18 protein-coding genes are annotated in these 21,454 nt (G+C 41.4%); 7 read left to right on the top strand and 11 right to left on the bottom strand.

Translation table 11 applies throughout. The features are described from left to right. Positions 1-150: 150 nt before the first annotated feature. The gene (locus HG263_RS05850; RefSeq protein WP_171625143.1) at positions 151-708 is read left to right on the top strand and encodes a TFIIB-type zinc ribbon-containing protein; all 558 of its coding nucleotides are present in this window, start codon (positions 151-153) and stop codon (positions 706-708) included. A gap of 57 nt (positions 709-765) precedes the next feature. Here HG263_RS05850 and HG263_RS22660 read toward each other — a convergent pair whose 3' ends face one another. The 3 genes from HG263_RS22660 to HG263_RS05835 form a co-directional block, all read right to left on the bottom strand. Further along, a complete protein-coding gene (locus tag HG263_RS22660) occupies positions 766-1,995 on the bottom strand; it encodes an NERD domain-containing protein (protein WP_171625142.1) in 1,230 nt (409 codons plus the stop codon). Positions 1,996-2,121: 126 nt separating this feature from the next. Continuing rightward, entirely contained in the window at positions 2,122-3,105 is a 984-nt protein-coding gene (locus HG263_RS05840; RefSeq protein ID WP_171625141.1) for a WD40 repeat domain-containing protein, read from the bottom strand. Positions 3,106-3,120: 15 nt separating this feature from the next. Then, a complete protein-coding gene (locus tag HG263_RS05835) occupies positions 3,121-4,110 on the bottom strand; it encodes a WD40 repeat domain-containing protein (protein WP_171625140.1) in 990 nt (329 codons plus the stop codon). A 238-nt stretch (positions 4,111-4,348) separates the two neighbouring features. On the opposite strand from HG263_RS05835, the gene HG263_RS05830 reads away from it, so the two are divergent. Beyond that, the gene (locus tag HG263_RS05830) at positions 4,349-4,831 is read left to right on the top strand and encodes a DUF1842 domain-containing protein (protein ID WP_171625139.1); all 483 of its coding nucleotides are present in this window, start codon (positions 4,349-4,351) and stop codon (positions 4,829-4,831) included. A 40-nt stretch (positions 4,832-4,871) separates the two neighbouring features. Here the strand turns inward: HG263_RS05830 and HG263_RS05825 are convergent, their stop codons facing one another. Beyond that, positions 4,872-5,750, bottom strand: coding sequence for a LysR substrate-binding domain-containing protein (locus HG263_RS05825; RefSeq protein WP_171625138.1), 879 nt, complete (start codon positions 5,748-5,750; stop codon positions 4,872-4,874). Between the two features lie 116 nt (positions 5,751-5,866). Here HG263_RS05825 and HG263_RS05820 point away from each other — a divergent pair, with 116 nt between their 5' ends. After that, positions 5,867-6,172, top strand: a complete 306-nt coding sequence (locus HG263_RS05820) for a hypothetical protein (protein WP_171625137.1) — start codon at positions 5,867-5,869, stop codon at positions 6,170-6,172. Between the two features lie 76 nt (positions 6,173-6,248). Here HG263_RS05820 and HG263_RS05815 read toward each other — a convergent pair whose 3' ends face one another. Continuing rightward, complete coding sequence (locus tag HG263_RS05815; protein WP_171625136.1) at positions 6,249-7,334, bottom strand: hypothetical protein; 1,086 nt, start codon at positions 7,332-7,334, stop codon at positions 6,249-6,251. Between the two features lie 46 nt (positions 7,335-7,380). Next, on the bottom strand, positions 7,381-8,754 hold the full coding sequence (locus HG263_RS05810; protein WP_171625135.1) for a pyridoxal phosphate-dependent decarboxylase family protein: 1,374 nt from the start codon (positions 8,752-8,754) through the stop codon (positions 7,381-7,383). Between the two features lie 91 nt (positions 8,755-8,845). Between HG263_RS05810 and HG263_RS05805 the strand changes: the two genes are divergently transcribed. Together HG263_RS05805 and HG263_RS05800 are read left to right on the top strand one after the other, a co-directional pair. Continuing rightward, complete coding sequence (locus tag HG263_RS05805; protein ID WP_171625134.1) at positions 8,846-10,246, top strand: aminotransferase-like domain-containing protein; 1,401 nt, start codon at positions 8,846-8,848, stop codon at positions 10,244-10,246. Between the two features lie 74 nt (positions 10,247-10,320). Further along, entirely contained in the window at positions 10,321-11,697 is a 1,377-nt protein-coding gene (locus HG263_RS05800) for an MATE family efflux transporter (protein ID WP_171625133.1), read from the top strand. 55 nt (positions 11,698-11,752) lie between these two features. Here HG263_RS05800 and HG263_RS05795 read toward each other — a convergent pair whose 3' ends face one another. Then, the gene (locus HG263_RS05795) at positions 11,753-12,733 is read right to left on the bottom strand and encodes an LNS2 domain-containing protein (protein ID WP_171625132.1); all 981 of its coding nucleotides are present in this window, start codon (positions 12,731-12,733) and stop codon (positions 11,753-11,755) included. 441 nt (positions 12,734-13,174) lie between these two features. Further along, positions 13,175-14,572, bottom strand: a complete 1,398-nt coding sequence (locus HG263_RS05790) for a hypothetical protein (RefSeq protein ID WP_171625131.1) — start codon at positions 14,570-14,572, stop codon at positions 13,175-13,177. Between the two features lie 286 nt (positions 14,573-14,858). Here HG263_RS05790 and dgt point away from each other — a divergent pair, with 286 nt between their 5' ends. Continuing rightward, positions 14,859-16,337, top strand: a complete 1,479-nt coding sequence (dgt, locus tag HG263_RS05785; RefSeq protein WP_171625130.1) for a dGTPase — start codon at positions 14,859-14,861, stop codon at positions 16,335-16,337. 35 nt (positions 16,338-16,372) lie between these two features. Here dgt and HG263_RS05780 read toward each other — a convergent pair whose 3' ends face one another. From HG263_RS05780 to HG263_RS05770, 3 genes are all read right to left on the bottom strand, one after another. Next, a complete protein-coding gene (locus HG263_RS05780; RefSeq protein WP_171625129.1) occupies positions 16,373-17,548 on the bottom strand; it encodes a hypothetical protein in 1,176 nt (391 codons plus the stop codon). Positions 17,549-18,059: 511 nt separating this feature from the next. Continuing rightward, on the bottom strand, positions 18,060-19,268 hold the full coding sequence (locus HG263_RS05775; protein ID WP_171625128.1) for a cellulase family glycosylhydrolase: 1,209 nt from the start codon (positions 19,266-19,268) through the stop codon (positions 18,060-18,062). A 102-nt stretch (positions 19,269-19,370) separates the two neighbouring features. Further along, a complete protein-coding gene (locus HG263_RS05770; RefSeq protein ID WP_171625127.1) occupies positions 19,371-19,625 on the bottom strand; it encodes a hypothetical protein in 255 nt (84 codons plus the stop codon). A gap of 983 nt (positions 19,626-20,608) precedes the next feature. Between HG263_RS05770 and nudB the strand changes: the two genes are divergently transcribed. After that, the gene (gene nudB, locus HG263_RS05765; RefSeq protein ID WP_171625126.1) at positions 20,609-21,040 is read left to right on the top strand and encodes a dihydroneopterin triphosphate diphosphatase; all 432 of its coding nucleotides are present in this window, start codon (positions 20,609-20,611) and stop codon (positions 21,038-21,040) included. Positions 21,041-21,454 lie beyond the last annotated feature (414 nt).

The raw sequence follows: 21,454 nt of genomic DNA, 5'->3' as shown, positions 1-21,454 counted from the left end.
AAACTCTATCACTTTTTAGTACATTCTCAAATCCCCATATGAAAGTAACTAAACTATTGAAAATTTACATTTTTGTAGCTCTTATGCTTGGAAGTCGCTAACATACGGCTGTATTTGTATTCATTAACAACTAATAGAGCTAAGGGATATATGAATTGTACAAGTTGTAAAAACGGCGCCTTGGTGCCCAGCTTTATTGATGGTTTATTTAGAGCACACACTTGCGATTACTGTGGCGGAAATTGGCTATTAATAGAAGACTACGTAGCTTGGAAAGAAAGAAATCCTCAATATCAATTTAAATGTGATGTAAGCTTTGAAGAGTCAGAGGTTACAGATACAAGAGTAGCTTTGTTATGCCCCGCCTCTGGAACATTCATGCGCAAGTTTAAGATCACTGCAGAGCATGTGCATAAACTTGACTACAGTTCTGCGACAGGCGGATTATGGCTAGACAAAGGCGAATGGGAACTTTTGAAACAAGAAGGTATCGCTGGTTGTCTCAATGCAGTGATAACCCCAAACTGGCAACGTTGGATCCGACAAGACAATACAAAACAGAGTTTATCTGACAATTATCGCGCTAAATTTGGCGATGAAGTATACGATAAAGTACAAGAAATCCGCACTTGGTTACTATCTCAAGAACAAAAAGCAGACTTACGTGCTTATCTATTGGCCGAAGACCCCTATTCAGCACAAAAGTAACGCTTATTCACAGGGAGACGCAAAAATCATTCTTCGCTGAGTTTTTTAGAATAGGGGTTATGGACCTTGAGTGACTAACTGGCTCACTCTGTGAGCAAAAGACATATCTTTTTGGTATAGCTTTATTTGCTCTTTAATCACATCGAGTTTTTGAGGTTCAAAATGCGCTACATTAAATTGTTTGATATAGCTTGGCGCATTTTTATAGAGACAAACTTGCTGTGGCATTGATGTGCGAAAAAATACGTCATTTGGAAACACAATACAGCTTTCGACATGACTTTCGATGTCTAACAACCCCTTCAGCCATTCGACTTTTTGTGCGACTTCAGTGATCGGGTTATCAAAATAATTCCTCTCGTCATCTATACTCTGCGTCCAAAGATCAGAATGCGCATCTTCCCAAATAGCACCTCCTTGATTTTGATACTGCACAATAAAAATACCGAACTTTGAAATAACTAATTCATCGATATGGTGCATTTTACCATCTGCCAAAAAGTGTACTTTACCAGCCAAAGCATAATCAGACTTAGGCAAAGATTTTGCTAAGAAAGAGCTCAACAATACGCGACTCATTTGATGATGAAATACCCGTCTTGTATAAGGCCAAACCGTACCTGTCACCACTAATATGCTGGCAATTAACAAAATAAACCACACGTAGCGTCCAACATGAAGCCATATTGATGTTTGTTGCTGGCTTTGCGAATAATGATCATATTGTTGCGTGTTATCAGGTTTAGGCACAGTCTGATTAGACTCAACCTGAGCAGCCTTTGGTAATTGAGTTTTGGCGTGCTCGCTCGCCTGCTGCTCTTGTTTTATCTCTTCACTTGAGGTGGCTACTAACTCTGCTGTTGACTGTTTTGTCCATTGCTGTTCAAACTCACGCTTTTGCTGTGCAATTTCTTCACTACAATACACATGCTCTTGCGTTGTTTTACTGGCTTTATTACAGCGTTCCGAAGCATTATAAAACTGCAACCATGCACTTTGCTTGTCTGCGTCTTGGTATTGTTCGCCCCCTTGCTTTAAAGCGGCCGCAGCAACTTGCAAAACGGGCTTATTATTGCTTTTTATGGGGTTTTTGGGTGCGTTAACAGTTTTTAGCGTAAAGTTAAAGTCAGGACAAAATAGTCTTAGCCGCTCTTCTAGGCGCTGTAATCGACTGAAGGAAGAATGACCTTTCTGGTTAGCACCTAAATTAACGAGCGTTTCAGCCTCAACCATAAAGCCCCGGCATACTTCGGCCGAAAGAGCACTTTGAGCTTGCACATTTATCACACAACACAGCAAAGGTGTACTCAGCAAGAGTCTGCGTATTTTGTTTGACTTAAAAATGCCAAAGAGGTGATTAAAAAACATCGCTAAATTTAACATAGTGCAATTATACAAATATAAGTGAATTGTTCAAAGGTCAGTTAACGCTGACATCAAGGGCCAAGTTTCAATCACCCCTTCGCTACTGAGTGTAATTAGCTGGTCGTTAATAATTACCATGTCTAACAAGGTGGTTCCCATACTATGAACCTCTATCTGCCAACTTAACCGCTCTTTGCCCGAAGAGGTATCCCAAATACTGAGCTCAGCTTTAGGTGTGGATGTTACTAAATACGTAGAACGCGGGATAAAAAGCGCGTGTCTAAACCATTTAAATCTTGTAATGTAATTTAACTCACTTAATGTCTCACCGTTACTTACTGATAAAACCTCTTGCGTTTTTAAGGCATCGGCTACAAATAGCTGCTGGTGGTCAGCCGATATCGTTAAGCTGCTAAGCCTAGTATTGTATTTACGCTGATAATAATTATCACCCGTCTGTTTATCCCACGCTTTTACTAGCCCATCATGCGCGCCCGTAACCATTCTATTGCCTTTAACAAAGTGCATGGCAATTATGTTACTAGAATGTGGCATAAATTGTTTCATTTCTTTACTTTTGCGTTTGAATAAAGAAACTGAACCGTCAGTAAACCCTATTGCGACCTCATCACCATCATCCGAGGTTGATAACGCAGATACTCTCGCCAACTCATCGACGCCTTTAGCTTGCAGACTCCCGATCAAAGCGCCTGTTAGTGAGTGCCAAAATTGCACTACATTATCGCCTGCTACCAGTAGTAAATTAGCCCGTTCATTTAAGTGGGTTACGCGTACATTCTTTGGTAACTGCGCCTCATTGAGGGATATTACCGTTTGGTTATCGTAGACGCGCCATATAACCAGATTTGGACCCTCTATCAGCAGCATAACTTGATCACCACTTCCAGATAACTGTCCATCAAGCACTAGAGCGTCACTAAATTGATACTGATTGGTAGATTTAAGCACTGCAGGCTCACTACATGCTAACAACATATAAAATAACAATCCTAGCAGTCCAAGTCGCATCATCAGTTGTGCCTATTTTCAAAGTGCTTTTAACGCATTTAAATCCCAACTCTCTAACATAGCGTCACTATTTAGGGTATATAGCATACCCGTTTGCGTCGCATGCATAGATACAATAGTTGCGCCTTCTCGCTGAGTTTTAATTGTCCAAGTTCCCAGCTCATCGCCCGTTTGCGTACTCCACAAACTTAAGTGAGATTTGGAAGACGACGTAGCCAATAACTCAGCGGTGGGAATAAATAGCGCTTTTCGAAATACTTTAAAGCGCGCTGTATAATTTAACTGAGTCACTTCTTCTCCACGAGTGAGCGTTTTTATATGTTGTGCGTTTAACCCATCCGAAACAAAAAATCGTGAAAAATCTTGGTTAACGCTCAAACTCGTTACCCGATGGGCAAATTCTTTTTCAAACAATGCTTTTGGAGAACCAAACTGCCATAACCCAACTTTGCCATCTTGTGCACCTGTCAGAAATAGTTCGCCTTGATTGCCAAACGACAGAAAATCTATCGGCCTATCGTGGGGCTTAAAGCGGTTATTTAGTCGCGAATTTAAATCTGCCATATTCACTGAACCGTCAGTCATTGCCACTAATGCCCTGCCATTATTGGGAGACAGCGCAATATGGCTAATCGCTGCCATTGGATCAACACCGCCAAATTGTACTTTATGCACAAATGTTTTGCCCGACACCGACCAAACTCCTAAAGTGTCATAATTGGCCATTATTAGCAGCCTATTATCTTTAGATAACAGTGCGTGTCGAACAGGTTTTAATAATTCATTTTGAGGTACTTGGTACTCAATTTCTTTTGAGGCTGTGCGCCAAACTTTTACTTGCTCAGACGCAGTGACCGTAAGCAACAACCTGCCATCGTCGGAAATTTGACCCAGTAGTAAAGGCTCGACTTCGAACTGATGAACAACACCTTCACTAATCGGCAACCCCTTTGAGCATCCCGATAAAAGCAATAAAAACAGGATAGTAAAAACCACATGCTTACGCATTTTACACCTCAATATCTTTTGCCATGTGACGCCTATTCCACATAGCTAAAACCACTCAGTTGATATAGCAAGCTTAGTGCCAGCCAGCTCCACAGTACCTCGAGGGTAACTGTAATATTAGTGTGTAATCCAGTGTAATTTACACATTTTAGAAACTTGCATAAGTTTTAATCAACCATGTTAGCAATTGCCACTTTAACATGATGCCCTGCTCACTACGACAACAAAGGAAAATGCAATGAATACTTTTATTGACGATAACACTGAGTTACTACCTGCCACCTATCTACTCAAGCCAAACTCACCACATCAACTTGGTGATTTATCCCTTACTTTACAGTTGCTAATCAACCCTAGTGCAAATCAGCTAAACGGTGTAAGCCAAGTATATGCAACCACCAGTACAAACACGAATGTACGATCTTGTGTATGTGGAGATTGGCAATATATCCCATCTGAAAATAAACCAGCCATTATTATTGTTTTAAACGGCATTTGTGCATCTAAAGTGCTTTTTAACGGGGAAACAAAAGAAGTTGAAAACCTCAAAGTTAGACTATTGCTCAATGAGGATTGGCAGTTTGGCTATGGCATGTTTGAATACAAACATGAAGGTACTTGGCATAAAGTAACTTCAGCCGTTGTGCAATGGGACAAACGCACCTGCAATGAAAAGCTTGATAAACTTTACACCCTAAGCCAAGCAGTTAAAACACACTGATTAATTCAGTATTATGTGCTTTTAAAGTTGGCCACATGGCTTAGCAAAAATGCGATTGTAGCCAACTTTTAAACGCGCCCACTTTGGGCCAAGAAAAGTGACTTTCAGGGCCAACCAAATAATATTTATAATCACACAATAACTCAAAGCCTGACCACATTTCTAGTTGTCGATGTTTTAGTTGGGGCTCAATGAGTCTACGACGCAACATACCGACCCCTTGCCCTGATAATACAGCTTGTACCACCAGCGCTGCATTATCAATCTCTAAAAAGCGAGGCTGTTGCGCAGCTTTAATCCGCAAGTCGTCAAATAGTAATTGCCAAGCCCGTTGGGCATCAGGACATACATCCATGATCAGCTGATGAGCAAGTAATTGCGCTTTGAGGGGCTTGTTTTCATCTAACATTCCCTGCTTATAAACCAATAGCATTTGGTCGCCACCTAGCAATTCACTGTATACATCCTGATAATTGCCTTGTCCAAACCTGATCCCTAAGTCTGCCTCGCCTTGCTCAAAATTAACAAGCCTATCGTTTGGGTCAATACGCAGCTTGATATCGCTATGCTTTTTTTGAAAATCATCGATTTTTGGTAGTAACCAACATGCCGCAAAAGAGGGTAATACCGACAAGTTTAAAGTATTTGGCGAAGGGTCCTGCTTGAGCGCGTTTATGCCCGTTTCAAATTGATTAAAGGCGCCCAACACATGGGGCAATAGTTGCTCCCCTTGACGCGTTAGTTTTACTTTACGTGTTTCTCTGATAAATAAGTCGCAACCAAGGTGAGCTTCCAATGCTCTTATTTGTTGACTAATTGCCGCTTGTGTCACAAATAAATGTTCAGCGGCTTGTTTAAAGCTACCTAGCTGGGCTGCATGCTTAAAATACAACAGGCTTTTTAGCGGAGGAAAATTCATATCCCACTCAAACACAATTAAGAAAAACTTAAGTATAGGGAAGTTTTTATCGTTTGTCTGCTGTCAAAAAAAGTTCAATAGTTAAGACATTCCAACAAGGCAACAGAGAGTACATCATGAAAACTTTAGCGACATTACTAGGTGCTTTATTTACCACCATATCCTATGCAAATACCCTCCCCGTGGCGCAAATAAATACCACTGAAGGTTACCCTTATAAGCATGTGATCTTCAAAGCGCAGCGTGTTGAACTACATTACAGCGAATTAGAAAATGGCATTGAATGCCGAGTCAAGGTGGTAGACGACAAACTACAGCACAGTAGTGACATTCAACAAGTAAGCCGCAAAAAATTTAAGCAATCGCCCATGGCCGCTTGCTTAACAAGAACTACCGCAAAGCAAATTTTGGCTAAGCTATAGTCATTCCTCTTCCCCAGAGGCGCCTTTTTGCCAACAGAGATTGCTGGCAAAAAGGCATTTTCCTGATACACAAAGCTTAGTGAGAGCGGCTATTAAGCGCTTGCCTCCAATCATAAAAAGCTTGTTCAAATGTAGGATAAGCGTTTTGAAGTATCTGATAAGTTGCATCACTGGATAACACATCACATGGATTGGTACTTTCTCGTCTTAGCAACTGGGTCATGGTGTTAACTCCTAGCTCGGTTCCCATCAAAAAGCTAAGCCACGACCAGCCGCTGTAATATAGCTTATCGGTATCTATGCTTTCCCATTGAGATTCCGACGCAAGCAAGCCATAAATATCGTGCGGTTCAGCCGATAAATATGCTTTTTTTACATCAAAGGTAAGTGCCCCATTTTGTATATCTATTCCAGAAAGTAGTTGAGCCATCCCCTCATTAAGCCACCTTGGTGTTAGTCCAATCAATCGTAAATTCATCGCATGCACCGCTTCGTGAACTGCGGTTTTTATTACCTGTTGGTCGTTTTTATACTCTACAAACGCTGAGTTGCTGCCATGAAAAAACACCCCTTGACTAGTTCTTGGGTCAAAACCATAACGAGAGGTATAGTCTTCATACTGAGTGCGGTCAGATAAAACCACTAAATTAAGCGTTACTGACTTGTTTTGGCTCGTCGGTAAAAACTTTGAGTAAACACCATGCACCAAACTCAAACGCTCGATTATCAAATCGAGCGTTAACTCTTTGAGGTCGGTGTAATATAACGACAACACTACAGCAGGCCCATTATTAGCACTAAACACATGTTGTATATGCTTAAACTCAGGGCTCAGCATCGCGAGGAGTTGTTTTGAGCGCTGCTGCTGGTTTTGTATAAATCCATTCATATCACAGTAACGCTCAACAACTGGGGGCTGGCTTTTGGTATCTAAGCTCGGTGATGGCACAGCAACATCTGGGAGGTGATCTAATGTAGCTAGCAATTCCGTCGATTCGTTATCAATTTGATGCGGCATCGATTGAACATGCTCAAGCACACCACTTGAAATAACAACCGACATCAACAAGATAAGCGCGATGATGCAATAAACTAATGTCCGAAAGCGTTTTTTAGCCAAAGATACACAACCGACAACCGTAAGATACAACAAACTTATCATTGAATACGTGCAAGGCAAACCTCTGGCGGCGCATAAAATAGGAGGTTTATACCTGACTTATCTTTGCAAGCACTGCTATCCCTCGTTCTACATCACTCATTTGCGTTGACCAATTGCTAAACGCAGCACGCATAGTTGCTTTATTTTGCCATTGACCCGGAGTCACAAAAATTTCGCCGCTGTTATTTATCGCTTTTAAACATTCTGCTGATGATGAAATCGGGTGTTGAGCACTGGGTGCAAACACCACCACATTTAATTCACACGGTTTGAGTAAATCGTAATAAGGACTGCTCTGTAGCCACTTGGCAAATGCCTTTGCCTGAGCAATATTACGCTCAATCGCAGCTCGAATACCTGATTGACCGTAGGCAAATAAAGTGCACCAAACCGGAAAAGCTCTAAATCGGCGCGAATTCTCAATACCTAATGACATGTAATCGTCAAACTCGTCGCTTTGTGCTAAATAAGCGGCACCAACATGGCATGTTTGTTTGAGCAAGTCATGATGACGAGTCAAAAACACCCCACAATCGTACGGTACATTAAGCCATTTATGGCAATCTAACGTAATGCTATCAGCAAGCTCTAGGCCACGTGTTTTACCTGTTGGGCCATTTATTAACCGCTCAAAAACACCAAATGCAGCATCAACGTGTAACCAAGCATTATGTGTTTTGCACAACTCACTGACTCGCATTAAGTCATCGTAATCAGTCCCTGTTACGGTTGCTGCACTGGCAAGTACAATCTTACTTTTGGCCTTACTGCACTTGAGTGCTTCACTTAAGGCATCGACATCCATTGCTTCACTATTGGCTAAACACGCTATCGGTTGCCAATTATTTTGACCAAATCCAGCCAATCCTAAACTTTTTATCATACTGGCATGAGGACAGGCACTAAACACTTGTACATCGAGTGCATACATCCCTTGCTTGGCAACATCGATACCTTGTTGACCACCGGCGAATTGCCTTGCCACAAAAGCACCGAGTAGGTTAGCTGACGTTGCACCTGTCGTAAACAACCCATTAAACTCCTTTGGCAAGGAAAACAGAGATAGCAGCCAATCAATGGCTTGACGCTCAAAACTTGATGCTATCGAATCGCCCCCCTTACTGACATTTTGATTGTAAGTTGTCACAAGCCAATCTGCGTAAGTAGCAATGGGGTTTGCGCCACCCGTCACAAAGCCCCAGTACCTTGGTCCATTACTGCCTGAAATGTGCTCACTTAAGTGCTCTTCAATCACCTGATTTAATGCATCTAAAGAGCGGGTATGCGCTGATAGTACTATGTCGGGTAGATGAGTTTGCTTACTTGCGACAGATAAAGTGTCGAGTTGCTGATGAAATTTTTCAAAAAAATAACCTAGCGATTTTAAGATTTTTTGGTTGTTCTGAAGATTAAACTGCATAGTCGCCTCAAAATGGTGAACGGTTACGCTTTAGTGTATGCTTAATGAAATTAGATAACAGATACAGATTTTTAAAAAATTTAGATAACAGATGAGTGCAACTCCCACCTATCAGCGTTTAGCGAATACCATCATTGATGACATACTTGGTGAACAATACGCCATGGGTGATGCGCTGCCATCGCTGCGTGTTTTTATGCAATTACAGCAAGTAAGTATGACCACGGCCTTAAATTGTTATAGGTACTTAGAGCAACATGGCTACGCGGTAGCTAAACCCAAGCAAGGATACTTTGTTACACGGCCTTATCACACTAACGGTCAGTATCACTTTCCAAGCTTTACCGCCACACCGACACAACCACAAAATAGCAACAGCGACTTTTTAATTCCTAGCCAATCATTTGCCACAGCAGAGTTAGACGAGCAGCTAGTTGATAAAGCAGGCTTTCAAAAGTGCTGGCAGTATATAGGCAAAGATCCATCGCTAACGTTTGGCTATGCGGACTTACGTGGTGAATCAAAACTCAGACACGCATTGTGTGCGCATTTCGTCAAACAAGGATTTACAACCCATCCTGAACAACTTGTGATCACCAACGGCTGCCTAGATGCGGTGTTACTCGCGCTTGAGACGGTCAGTAACAAAGGCGATACTATTTTAGTACCTTCTCCTTGTTATTCGGGTCTTTTGGATATGTTAAACCTGCTCGACCGGCGGGTATTAGAAATTCCAAGTACCAACGAGGGGCTAGATCTTAAACAAGTGGAACGCGCCCTTAAAAAGCAGCGCGTAACTGCGTGCATTATTACTGCTAATCATCAAAACCCAACAGGTCACAGTTTAAGTACTGTACAAAAGCAAAAACTGGCAGCATTGGCAGAGCAATATTGCACCCCGATTATTGAAGATGATGTATTTAGAGAGTTGAGCCACTCTCCTGTTATCCCTTTGCCAATCAAACATTTTGACAGTTCAGGGTGGGTTTTGTGGTGCTCAAGCGTATCTAAAACATTTGCTGCAGGCTTGCGAGTAGGATGGTGTTTACCCGGGAGATACTATGAGCAATACATTGCTCAACGCAAAGTAAGAACATTAGGAGTTAACTTACCAACACAATTGGCGCTAGCTCGATATATACAACAAGGTTACTACCAGCAGCATATAGCAAAAGTAAATCGCCAATTGGTTAATCAGCTAAAAACCTATAGCCAAGTTTTAACCCATGATTTACCAGCAACTTGTCAAACTTATATCCCGACAGGTGGACTTGTGATCTGGCTTAGCTTAGGCAAGCTCAATGCAGCTGTGCTCAGCGATTTACTCGCACAACAACACATCTTTGTGCGCCGTGGTGGCGATTTTACCACAACCAGTGAGTACCAAAACTGTATACGGGTTAACTTTGGAATAGTGCCCACAAGTGAAACTCTGGCAAAATTACACCAGCTCGTGCATATTATCAAAGCACAAACTCTGGCCCAGCATTAAAGCGCAATTTGAATCATGTGGGCACACATCAATGACAATACAATTATCGCCTTCGTTTATTACTAAGGATATAGATGCAAGACTTAACTAAAGGCCCAATTCATAAACACATTGTGAACATGGCAGTGCCTATTGCGATGGGGATGCTCCTACAAACCCTTTATTTTATTATCGATTTATATTTTGTCGGACATATCGGAGGGGCTGCACTTGCGGGTGTTAGCACCGCAGGTAACTTGTTCTTTTTTATCATGGCACTAACACAAATATTAAATGTAGGCTGCGCTACCTTGGTTGCCCACGCAATTGGTCGAAAAGACAAGCCACAAGCCAATAAGATTTATAGCCACGCGATGTTTTATGCCATTGTGATCACCTTGGTTAGTTTGTCATTGGGTTATGGTTTTGCTGATAAGTACTTTTTAGCAATTGCAGCTGATGAAGCAACCTTTAAAGCATGTCTTGACTATTTTTATTGGTTTTTACCCTCACTCGCTGTGCAATTTGTGCTCACAGTGATTGCATCATCAATGCGTGGTGCCGGATTGGTAAAACCTTTTATGGCAATGCAAATGTTTGCCGTCCTAGTCAATGCGATAATGTCTCCTGTACTTATCACCGGTGTAGGCGTTATTGCTCCTATGGGGGTCAGTGGTGCTGGCTTTGCAAGTTCAATTTCCGCATTTACCGCGCTGGCATTAGCAATTCAGTTTTTACGCACTCATGATAATACCTTAGAGCTTGAAATCACTAATTTAAAACACCACTGGCCTACCCTAAAACAATTGCTAAAGGTAGGTGTGCCAGCAGGCAGCGAGCTTATGCTAACCTTTTTTTATATGGCGGTTATTTATTGGGCTTTGTCTGATTTCGGTTCAGCAGAGCAAGCGGGCTTTGGTTTAGGCAGCAGAATTATGCAATCATTATTTTTACCAGTGATGGCGATAGCCTTTGCAGCCCCCGCAATTGCAGGTCAAAACTATGCCGCAGGCAAACTCAAGCGTGTTTATGTCACATACAAAACAACCACCTTGTTTACCATGGTACTGATGGGCTTGATTTCATTGCCTTGTATTTTGATGCCAGAAATATTCTTTAGCCCCTTTAGTGAAGACCCTGAGGTGATCCGTGCAGCCACGATATTTATCAGCATTATTGGCTTGAATTTTGTGCCTATGGGATTAGTTTTTTCAGCATCGGCTATGTTTCAAGCATTTGGTAATACTTTGCCTTCGTTGCTCGGCACAACAGTTCGAGTTGGTATTTTTTGTTTATTAACCGCTTTTTATTTAAGTCAACAGGCATTAACGATTACCACAATGTGGACTATCTCGGTGGTAACGGTATGCATTCAAGCCGTGCTGGTGTTCACAATGCTGCAAATCACCTTAAAAGAACGCATTTTTAGCAAAGCAACCAAAATGCGGCCAGCCAATACTGTTGCTTCTTAATGCGTATTTTGGGTCTGTAAGCATCATTGCCACAGACCCAAATATAAAAACCTCTTTATTCACACTGTGCTTGCGAAAAATCATCCACATACTGTGAAATGTGATCAAAGTAACCATCACTGAGAATAGCTGTAGTACCAAAGTGGCCTGCATCTTCCCCGATTGTAAAGCTGTTTTGACTGCCAATACCTGCTTTAATAAAGGCCTCAGCGTCAGTTTTAGCGTTGCCATAAGCACGTACAATGTTTAAACCTTGTGCTTTAAAACGGTTAATTTGATCAATTTTATATTCAGCTGTTCTGTACATGCTTGTTTCGTTACTCATTGTGGTGCGTAAGATCCCTTCTGGTAGCCCAAGCCAGTCTAGCCAGCTGCGGGTGCCTTTGGCATACCAATACACTCGTGCGGTTAAGTACAATGGCTGATAGCCTAAATCCATATAGCGACGTACTAAGCTGTAAGCGCCATCGCGCGCATCGGCTCGGTCGATACCGGAGTAATCACCAATGGCTTCTTCATCTGACAAGGTTAATGTACCATCAATATCAAATAAAACCGCTGGAGTATTTGGGTCGACTACCGTAACAAATCCTTCTGTGCCACTACCATCGGCAGGTACGCCCGCATAAATGCGGTATTGCCCAGCAGGTAACGCCGGAATGGTTACAAACGCTTTACCGTCACTGTTGGTGACTTTTTCTGATAAAAACTGCCACTGACTGTCTTGCTCACCGCGAATATAAAATCTCACTGTTTCGTACTCTAAATCTTTATGTGCCACCGCCCCATAATCGAACTTTGCCGTAAGCGTTGCGGTGTTGCCTGTTGCGACCACCACATCGTGGATCATATGAAAGCTAGGTAACCAAGTAATAAAGCGATTCAATCCGTTGCGGTAGCCACTATCTGGCAGTTGTGGTTTGGCATAGTTAATCTCCATCCATGTAGCATCTGCACACTTTGGAAGCGCAGCAGCATTAAAGGTTGAAAGTATTGCTAATGCAGCAACTGATTTTGTTAAGCACGACATTTTCATTTTTAATCCTTTGTATTTTTTGGAGTAAATACACTATAGATAAAAAATTAAACTTTTATTAACAAAAGATGAAAAATCAGCATTTCATATTAGTGTCATATATTGAATAACAAAAATGGCTGAGCCGCTGCCATCCTCCTCCATCATTCTAACGAACGCTATGACTCATCCCTCCGTCATCCTGACGAAGGTCAGGATCTTCTCAACATCAACGTGGCCCTAATACAAGTTCAAGGCAACGGCACATAACCCTGCGCGATAAATGCTAAGACTCACCCCTCCTGTCATCCTGACGAAGGCCAGGACCTTCCCAACATCAACTGGGCCCTAAAACAAAATAAGAGTGAACAAGAAACAACACGATATGACGAAAAGAGGTAACAATAGATAAATAAAGTGACACTGCTGGGGAAACAGTGCCACTAAATTGTTGGGAGAAAACTATTTTTGACCAGTTTTTACCCACTGCAAGTAGTTATTATAAATGTGGCTCACTTGCATAGTTGACTGATCTTCACTAGTCCCATGGCACGCAAAGCAGTTTTCTGGCTTAATTTGCGGGTTGGTGCCCGTGGTGCTGCTGAATGTTTGGGTGTAGGTTTCCATGGTCATATTGGCAACCGCTAAAGACCCACGTAATTTATCGTTTCTGTCTTTTCCAACGATATCTCCGCTAATGCCGTTATCAAAGTTGTAGCCTAAGGTACTTAGCCAAACTGAGCCTGCGTAAAAGTAATTGCTCCATACCGGGTTAGATTGGGCCAATTTGGTTGTCACTTCGCCATTTAAACGCGCAATGTTTTTGTAGTTTTCAACATCACGATCTTGCTGCGATTGCGGTGCTCCTAGGCTTGGGTCGGCGCTGTTGGTGTATGGGTAACCATTGGGCACGCCGTATTGATACAAACGAAAAGAATTAGTATGTTTTTCAGTTGCAGGATAGCTTAAGTGGGCATTTTGCACTTCAGTGCCCCCTTTATAAAGCAGGTAGTTATCACTCGTACTCACCACTTTATCTTGCTGTAAATATTCCTCGCTTTTTTGAAATTCCATGCCCGATTTATAATAATCTGGCGCGGTTAACTTGTGCTCAAACGTCGCCCAAATAAACTCAGGATGATCTTCAACTACCCCCACCACATGCATACCAATCATAGCCACATCAGTTGGGTCGCTATACTTGTTGTCGGTTTTATAAACAGCTTTGCGAATATAAAATTGCTTTGATAAATCAACACCTCTGTATACTTGTTGTAGATCTTCGACATCAATCCAGGCTACTTTCATCTCGACAGAGCCCACCGCAAACTCGGCTTTAGGGTCAGCTGTTGGATGCGCCATGGCTGATTTCATAAAGGTATCGTTTACATGAATTGAAAAGTAAACCGACTTACCGCCATATTTGCTGTAAATAATAGGGTCGCCACGTCCTGCCTGATTAAAGTCTTCTAAAATTAGGTGCTTGGTAGGCTTTAAACCGGTTGGGTTAAGTAGGTCGTTCCACGGCTCAAAGTAAGGCTTTAACGCGTTATCAACTTGCCAAAAACCTTCGCCAAACATAAACAGTCCGCCCGGCGCTTTAGCCGACTGCGTTAAATATAAAAACTTATTCCAAGACCATTGATGAAAGTCGCAATTGCTTGAATTGTCTTTGCCATCTTTAAACGCAAACGGACTGTTTGGTCCTTCGTTAGGGTTAGGAACTGGACTTGCAAACCAACTTGGCTCAAGGTTACATACTTCGTTTGAGTATGCGTGGGCTGCTGGTGCTAATAAGCACAGCGCAGTGGAAGCGATAACTAAGCTCAACGCCTGTGTTTTAAACTTTGACGGTAACATAATACTTTCCTTATAACGTATTTCACCGTGAACTATAGTGCCTAAAGTCTCAATAGGTAAATTACAGCACGTTACAACGTCCCTCTGCGCACCCTGAAGTTGTTTCAGGATATAACCATAGCCATGCATTCCCACCGTCATCCTGAACTTGTTTCAGGATCTAACCATAGCCATGCATTCCCACCGTCATCCTGAACTTGTTTCAGGAGCTCATTAAATCACATAAAATTTACAAGCCACCACATAACCCATACAATGCAAAAACGATGATTTTTTAAGCTCGCGTATGAACTTCAATACAAAAATTAATTTACTGCGCCCTCATAACCCCATGAAAACGCTACAAGGTAGCCTTGAAAGTGACCGAGGACGCATCATTAACAACGCAGCCTTGCGTCGTTTACAACAAAAAACACAAGTATTTCCGCTTGAACGCAATGCCGCAGTGCGCTCGCGATTAACCCACTCCCTTGAAGTTCAACAAAACGGCCGCTTTATTGCCCAATCGATTACTAAAGAGCTACAACGCAGGCAGTTGGCCCCCGAGTTACACACCGAGCTTGGTGCTGCACTCGAAACCCTCGTTGAAATGGCGTGCCTAATGCACGATATTGGTAACCCCGCCTTTGGCCATTTTGGTGAGGCCGCAATTAACGATTGGTTTAAACGTTATTTGTCACAACACACAAGTTACGCCGATAATCTGGCGCAGCTTTATCAACATGAACAGCCTAATCTGAGCGCTTTAGACAACAAGCTTTTGTATGATGTGTGTAACTTTGAAGGTAACGCCCAAGCCATTCGCATTGTGCATACTTTGTGCGGCTTAAACCTCACCTATTGCCAAACAGCCAGCATTTTAAAATATACCCGCTGTGGCACCGACCCCAAACCAAATAAAACTCAACCACTGAGCTATTTACAAAAAAAGGTCGGGTACTATTTTAGCGAGCAAACATTTGTGCATACGCTGTGCGACAAATTGCACATAACCCTAGGGCACAGGCACCCAGTGTCGTACATTATGGAGGCGGCCGATGATATTTCTTATTGCCTAGCCGATATTGAAGACGCGGTAGAAAAGGGCTTAATTAGTGTTGAAAAGCTAAGAGAAGTGTTAAACGAGGAATATCAAAGCCAGCTTAAAGCATTGCCAGAATGCCAACAGCCGTATGCCGACTTTATTGCACAAAAATGCCAATACGCATTTGATAAAGCCAGTGCCAATGCGGCCAATTTTAACAATGAATTTTTTATTTGGCTGCGCGTAAGCTTAACCCACCCGCTAGTGAAGCACGCCACACAGCGCTTTGTTGATAATTTAGAGTCTGTCTACCACGGCAGTTTTAATCAAGCCTTACTTGAAGACAACAGCTACCAATTTGCTATAACCCAAGCCCTTAAAAACGTAGCTTTTAAATATGTATTTAATCACAAAGAGGTGGAGCAACTTGAATTACAAGGCTATAAGATCACCTCAGGCATTTTAAGCGAATACCAACGCCTGCTGGATTTAAGCGCCGAACAATTTGCAAAAGTGATCAACAAAAGCAAAGACTACCCAGTAGAAGTACGCCTACTCAACCGCATCTCAGGCAAATTTGTTGCGGTATACCAACAAACCGTAAAAGCGCTAAGCGACGAACAACAACAAAACCCCATTTTTGAGTTTTACTACCGCTGCCGCCTTCTGCAAGACTTTGTAAGCGGCATGACCGACCAATTTGCGTATGATACGTATAGAGCACTGATGGTTGTGGATTGAGATTGGGCTATTATCTAACTAACATTTTAAAAGCATCACTCACCTAAAGAGTAAGAGCTCAAAAATTCTCGCAAATCTACCTCGTGATTTAAAATATCTAAATACTCGGATACTATTTTATGGAATTTTATATGGCTAAGAAAATACATAAAATTCTTATGCTTCCTCGCACTTTGAACCGACACCCCTAAGGTTAGCATTGGTTCTCCATATTTATTAAAATAATCTTTAAAAACTGCTGTCATGTAATCATTCCAAGTACCATTTTTAGTGTTAGGCGTTGAATAGTGGTACTCTAGATTAATGCTTTTAACTATAAAGCCATCTTGTTCACATGCCGCGGTTATCATAGATTTTTCATTTTTCGGTATGCTAACAACAGAGGAGGGCTTTTCGGATGATAGTGTGGATGCAATACATTTATATTCACCTTTGTCATTGACTCGAAAGTGTACTCTCACACTAGGATCTGAAAAAAGCCTATTTTGGATCTCGCTAGCTAATATTTCTAAAGAGTCCAAAATTAAATATTTATGCTCATCTTCTGTCAAAGAGTTACTATATTCATTTCTCAAAAATTCAAACTTCATACTAGAGCTATCTAAAAAGGCGATTATTCTAGAAAAGTAGTCAGGTATGTCTTCTAAGAACTCTTGATCTATTAAAATAGATTGTCCCAGAGGTAAAGTTATGGCAGGGTGATCACCGTTAGTAAGCTTCAATTGTTCTTTAACATCAGAAAGGTACTGCTCCTTCTCCTTTAATCTATTATGCTTTTCATCTAATCTATATTCGAGAGCATTAAGTGACCTCTCTCTTTCTTTTAAGACTTCATCATCAAGTTCATCTTTAACTTTAATATAGCTTTTATATACAGAGTTAATAGGTGGATCGTGTAGAATAGTGCTAGTTATCCCAGCACTGTACTTTAATATTTTATTAGCTCTTCGAACCGTTGATTTTAGCATTATATAGCAACTAACAATCATAACTGACAAGGTAGACACCAAATAATTAATATTTTCACTTAACTTTAAAAAAGTCAGTGTTTCATCAAGTTCGGTAAGAAAGCCAGCTCCAGATAAGAAACCAGCAGCCCCAATAATCCCCCAAAACGCTCTTGTTCTCGCCGCTGAAGTATGACTGCAAATAAAAGTAGCTAAAGCTACTCCCGCTATCAAACCAACTATAATCGAAATTAAATACATCATTTACACAGGACCTTGATTTATTTTTATACCCGTTTACTCACTTCATATATAAGTTCCAGCCATTGCTTTGAAAATAAACAAATACCTTAGTTTTAAAAAGATACGTACACAACACAAACAAAAGCTGCTAAGAAGGTAAAGCAAATGTCTCTGGTGCGCTAAAGCATATCCCTTGTCAACAGATGCTAGTACTCAAGCACTATAGTGCTCGTGATATTCACTGGCCGATTACAACATCCTTAACTTAGCATGAAGTTTTAAAGATTTAATAGTGATTTGCGTCAAAAAACACGGAAAAAGTTCACTTTGCGTTTACATAAAAGGTAAATCTTGCGAGTGAAAACTCGCCGTAAAATAAAGCAAACCAGACATAGTAACCGAGCTGTTTTTATGGATCGATTACAGTGCATTACAGCAATAAAAAGCAGCACATGGGTATGTGCTGCTCATGGTTTTAAACGTCCTGGTAAAGCTTTTATCGCTCCTTGGCAAAACTTTTAAACCAGATTGATTAGCTTGATGGATCGGGCTTGCTCGCCAATGCCGCTACAACGCTTGCGTAAGCTTTGCGTTTAACAAATTTATCTATGGGGTATTTTGCGCCCCAAACTGGGCTGTGATCGCCTTGAGTTGCAAACTTTGTTGGTGCTGCCGTTGAAAAAGTTTGAATACCAAACTTGGTTTCTGTGCTACCAACAGGCCCTTTCCACAGTTCGTCAGAAAACTCAAACAAACATGCGCCGTAGTAATAACTTGAGCTTGTCGCTTCAGGGATGGTGGTATTAAATTGGTCGTACACATTCTGTGCTTGCTCGGTTTCGCTGCCAATTCCTTCACTCCAGCCCAGTTCACCATAGTAAAACTTTAAGCTAGAGAAAACCTTCGCAAAGCCTTTGTAATAGTCTTTTAACTGCGAGCCTGTTTGATAAGAATTAATTGATGCAATAAAGCGATCGCTCAATCCCACGGCTGTGAATGCTGTTAACAACGCTTGGGTTGCACAGCCCCCCATCAAGGTATTGTATGGCGCTTTCGCACTGATGGACGAGTTGATGGGAGTTAAAGCCGTTGTTACAGGGCTACTGAATGGCAAAGTTTGCCCGCTAGGCACACCAAGTGATTGCTCTGCCTCTTGAATATAGCTGGCAATTTTTGCAATATCCTGTGCTTCACAATAACCAAATGTCCCCAAATTAGAGTTATCGAACTCGTTGCCTATTGCCCACATTACAACAGGACTTGGGTCTTTGTCAGTGCCGTAAACCTCGGTCACTATCGCTGTTATCCACTGCTTGAGCGTTGTATCCGTCACTTTATTAGTGCCCGAGCCCGTACTAGGGCCACCGCCATTACCATTGCTCTTTCTGATGTTATACGCCATGCCCGTAAAGTAGTTGCTAATAGGCACAATCACTTTTAGCCCGCATTGTTTTGCATAACTCAAAAAGGTGCTGTGATCTCGTTGCCAATAGCCTGATGGCGCGGGCACACTCCAGTTATACATTTTGACTGTGTTAAAACCCATATCAGCAATGTGTTTTAAGTCGTCCCTACCTTTTGTTGTGCTATCTCCTGGGCCCCATAAATATTTAAAGTCTTCATTGGCAAAGTCAGTATCACCGTACTCTGGTGGTGCTGGTACCTTATTATAATCCGAAGGACTGGGCTCCCAATTAATACCATTCAGTGGTTGAGGTAAGTGTTCAAAAACGTTAGACATAAGTCATCCTTAATTACTTTGGCGCGCAAACCTCGCTGAACCAATAAATAAGTGTTTGCGCTGTTAAACAGTTTGCTTATCCAAAGCTGAGGTTAAATAGCATTACTCTCCAATTGCTATCCAATTCATCACATAGCTTAGGCCCCAGTTGGTCGACTTGATAACAAAGTGGTCTTTGGTAACTGAGGTGATCACTGGTACATCATTATGCGGGTTATCATCGTCTCTTGGCCCTGCAGGACTAAAAACAACCACTGGCGGTATTGAATAAGGTGAAGGGTTACCGCCGCCAAATGGAATAATTAAGTCATCAATATTCGATTTTACTTGGCTACCCGAGGTGGTAATTTTTTCCATGGTGCTCTCCTGTTTTGTCAAATTGTAAATTTAATCATTCTTATCAATGAACTTTAACAGTGTAGAGCTAAGCCCTTAATTGGGACATTACATGAGATTACAAAAAAATTAATTCACAATTTCAGTTACTTACAACCTTCAGAAAGAAAAGGTACAAGCGAGTAAAACTAAAGAGCGCGCAAATTAGAGCGTTTTGGTTTTATCAACAGTGTAGTTAAATTGGCTCTGCAAAGTCATGTCATCTAACATTTTGAAAATATTTTGAGTCGCGCATGGTGCGCTTTACGATCACAGATTGTGCGCATTAGGGCCTGTTTATCTTTCAAGTTTTTTTGCAGCAGTTTGATTGGTATTTATACAAGGTAGAGCCAGATTACATCGTTATTCTATGTGAGTTTGGCGATAAAGACTTGTGCACCTGTAAAGTCACCTTACGCCAATACAATGTGGGGCATCAAAAATTTAATCAAATATAGAAAGAATGTACGCGGGGTATGTCGCTATTTTGTTGAGCCAAAGGCGCTACAACTTCTGTGCTTAAAGCGCTCGTCCATGAGCATTGGATTTGCAACAGCTTTGCTAATAAAAAGTCATTGCGTTGCATCAATCTAGCGTACAAATATGGATTAAAAATGGAGACTAATTATTACAACTCAGTTTCTGTAAAAGCAACAACGTCCCTTTAACCACATTGCATGTTAAATATTTTTAAATTATTTCAACCTTAATGTTTACATTAAATATACATAGATGTATTATCTGTATCGCATTTAAAGCATTATCTCCTTACACAAGTAGATATCGCTATAACCAACAAGGAGGTTGGTGGTGTTTTATCTTCCTTAAGCACACTGTTTAGGTGTTGTTATTACTGCGGGCCCACATGTTGGGCCCGCTTTTTTTTGCCTAAATGTATTTTTGTTTCAAAATAAGGTGATATCATCACAACTGCACTAATAAACATAGAGTTAGCGTAAGTTGCCATGCAATTAAGAAAACCTGTTTCAGTATTGGTTGTGATCTACAACGAAGCAAAAGAGTTTCTTCTCATACAGCGTGCTGATGACCCCAGCTTTTGGCAATCGGTAACAGGAGGCGTTGAACCAAACGAGTCATTGCTAGATACAGCCTACAGAGAATTAAAAGAAGAAACAGGCATTGATGCCCGCGCCCTTGGCATTCAAATTAAAGACCATCACAGTACTAATCAATATGAAATACGCCCATGCTGGCGACATCGCTACGTAGCAGGTGCCACAATAAATACCGAGCATGTGTTTAGTGTTTGCGTGCCTAACGATATTCAAGTCATATTAGACCCGAATGAACACACCGACTATCAATGGCTACCACAAGCTTGTGCGGTTAATAAAGCTTGGTCACCCACCAATCAACAAGAAATTTTGAATCTCTAAATGTGGCCGCTTTAATTAGCGCAATTTGCTCAATAAAGAAGGTATTACTTAACTTCAGATTTGATAAGCGTTTTGAAATAGAAAATAAACTGACCAAACGAGTAATCCAATGAAGTGATTTTGTTCAATATCAGGCGCTTTAAAGCAGTAATCGCTGGCTATTACAAGCGAAAGCAACACCCAGAGTGGGCAAAATAACTTTATTGCGCACATTTGCTTATCCGAAACTGAGGTTACTTACACAATGCTATTCTCGCAAGAGAACCTGAGCTAGGTCAGGAAGATGCCACGTGTTGTTTAGACATTGCCATCTTCCTAATTATGCTGACTCTATTTAGTCATTCTAAACTTGTATTAGAATCTCACAGTTTAAGCGAGTGGCATGGATGATTGACATGCCTTTTTTGGTTTTAC

Source organism: Pseudoalteromonas caenipelagi, assembly GCF_013140855.1.
Classification (GTDB): domain Bacteria; phylum Pseudomonadota; class Gammaproteobacteria; order Enterobacterales; family Alteromonadaceae; genus Pseudoalteromonas; species Pseudoalteromonas caenipelagi.
Note: the sequence above shows the minus strand (reverse complement) of the source record. Positions and strands in the feature narration are given on the sequence as shown.

Excerpts from the sequence above, each read along its gene's own strand:
- HG263_RS05850 (WP_171625143.1), top strand. The coding sequence starts at position 151 with ATGAATTGTACAAGTTGTAAAAACGGCGCCTTGGTGCCCAGCTTTATT.
- HG263_RS05840 (WP_171625141.1), bottom strand. The coding sequence starts at position 3,105 with ATGATGCGACTTGGACTGCTAGGATTGTTATTTTATATGTTGTTAGCA.
- HG263_RS05835 (WP_171625140.1), bottom strand. The coding sequence starts at position 4,110 with ATGCGTAAGCATGTGGTTTTTACTATCCTGTTTTTATTGCTTTTATCG.
- HG263_RS05830 (WP_171625139.1), top strand. The coding sequence starts at position 4,349 with ATGAATACTTTTATTGACGATAACACTGAGTTACTACCTGCCACCTAT.
- HG263_RS05825 (WP_171625138.1), bottom strand. The coding sequence starts at position 5,750 with ATGAATTTTCCTCCGCTAAAAAGCCTGTTGTATTTTAAGCATGCAGCC.
- HG263_RS05820 (WP_171625137.1), top strand. The coding sequence starts at position 5,867 with ATGAAAACTTTAGCGACATTACTAGGTGCTTTATTTACCACCATATCC.
- HG263_RS05815 (WP_171625136.1), bottom strand. The coding sequence starts at position 7,334 with ATGATAAGTTTGTTGTATCTTACGGTTGTCGGTTGTGTATCTTTGGCT.
- HG263_RS05810 (WP_171625135.1), bottom strand. The coding sequence starts at position 8,754 with ATGCAGTTTAATCTTCAGAACAACCAAAAAATCTTAAAATCGCTAGGT.
- HG263_RS05805 (WP_171625134.1), top strand. The coding sequence starts at position 8,846 with ATGAGTGCAACTCCCACCTATCAGCGTTTAGCGAATACCATCATTGAT.
- HG263_RS05800 (WP_171625133.1), top strand. The coding sequence starts at position 10,321 with ATGCAAGACTTAACTAAAGGCCCAATTCATAAACACATTGTGAACATG.
- HG263_RS05795 (WP_171625132.1), bottom strand. The coding sequence starts at position 12,733 with ATGAAAATGTCGTGCTTAACAAAATCAGTTGCTGCATTAGCAATACTT.
- HG263_RS05790 (WP_171625131.1), bottom strand. The coding sequence starts at position 14,572 with ATGTTACCGTCAAAGTTTAAAACACAGGCGTTGAGCTTAGTTATCGCT.
- dgt (WP_171625130.1), top strand. The coding sequence starts at position 14,859 with ATGAACTTCAATACAAAAATTAATTTACTGCGCCCTCATAACCCCATG.
- HG263_RS05780 (WP_171625129.1), bottom strand. The coding sequence starts at position 17,548 with ATGATGTATTTAATTTCGATTATAGTTGGTTTGATAGCGGGAGTAGCT.
- HG263_RS05775 (WP_171625128.1), bottom strand. The coding sequence starts at position 19,268 with ATGTCTAACGTTTTTGAACACTTACCTCAACCACTGAATGGTATTAAT.
- HG263_RS05770 (WP_171625127.1), bottom strand. The coding sequence starts at position 19,625 with ATGGAAAAAATTACCACCTCGGGTAGCCAAGTAAAATCGAATATTGAT.
- nudB (WP_171625126.1), top strand. The coding sequence starts at position 20,609 with ATGCAATTAAGAAAACCTGTTTCAGTATTGGTTGTGATCTACAACGAA.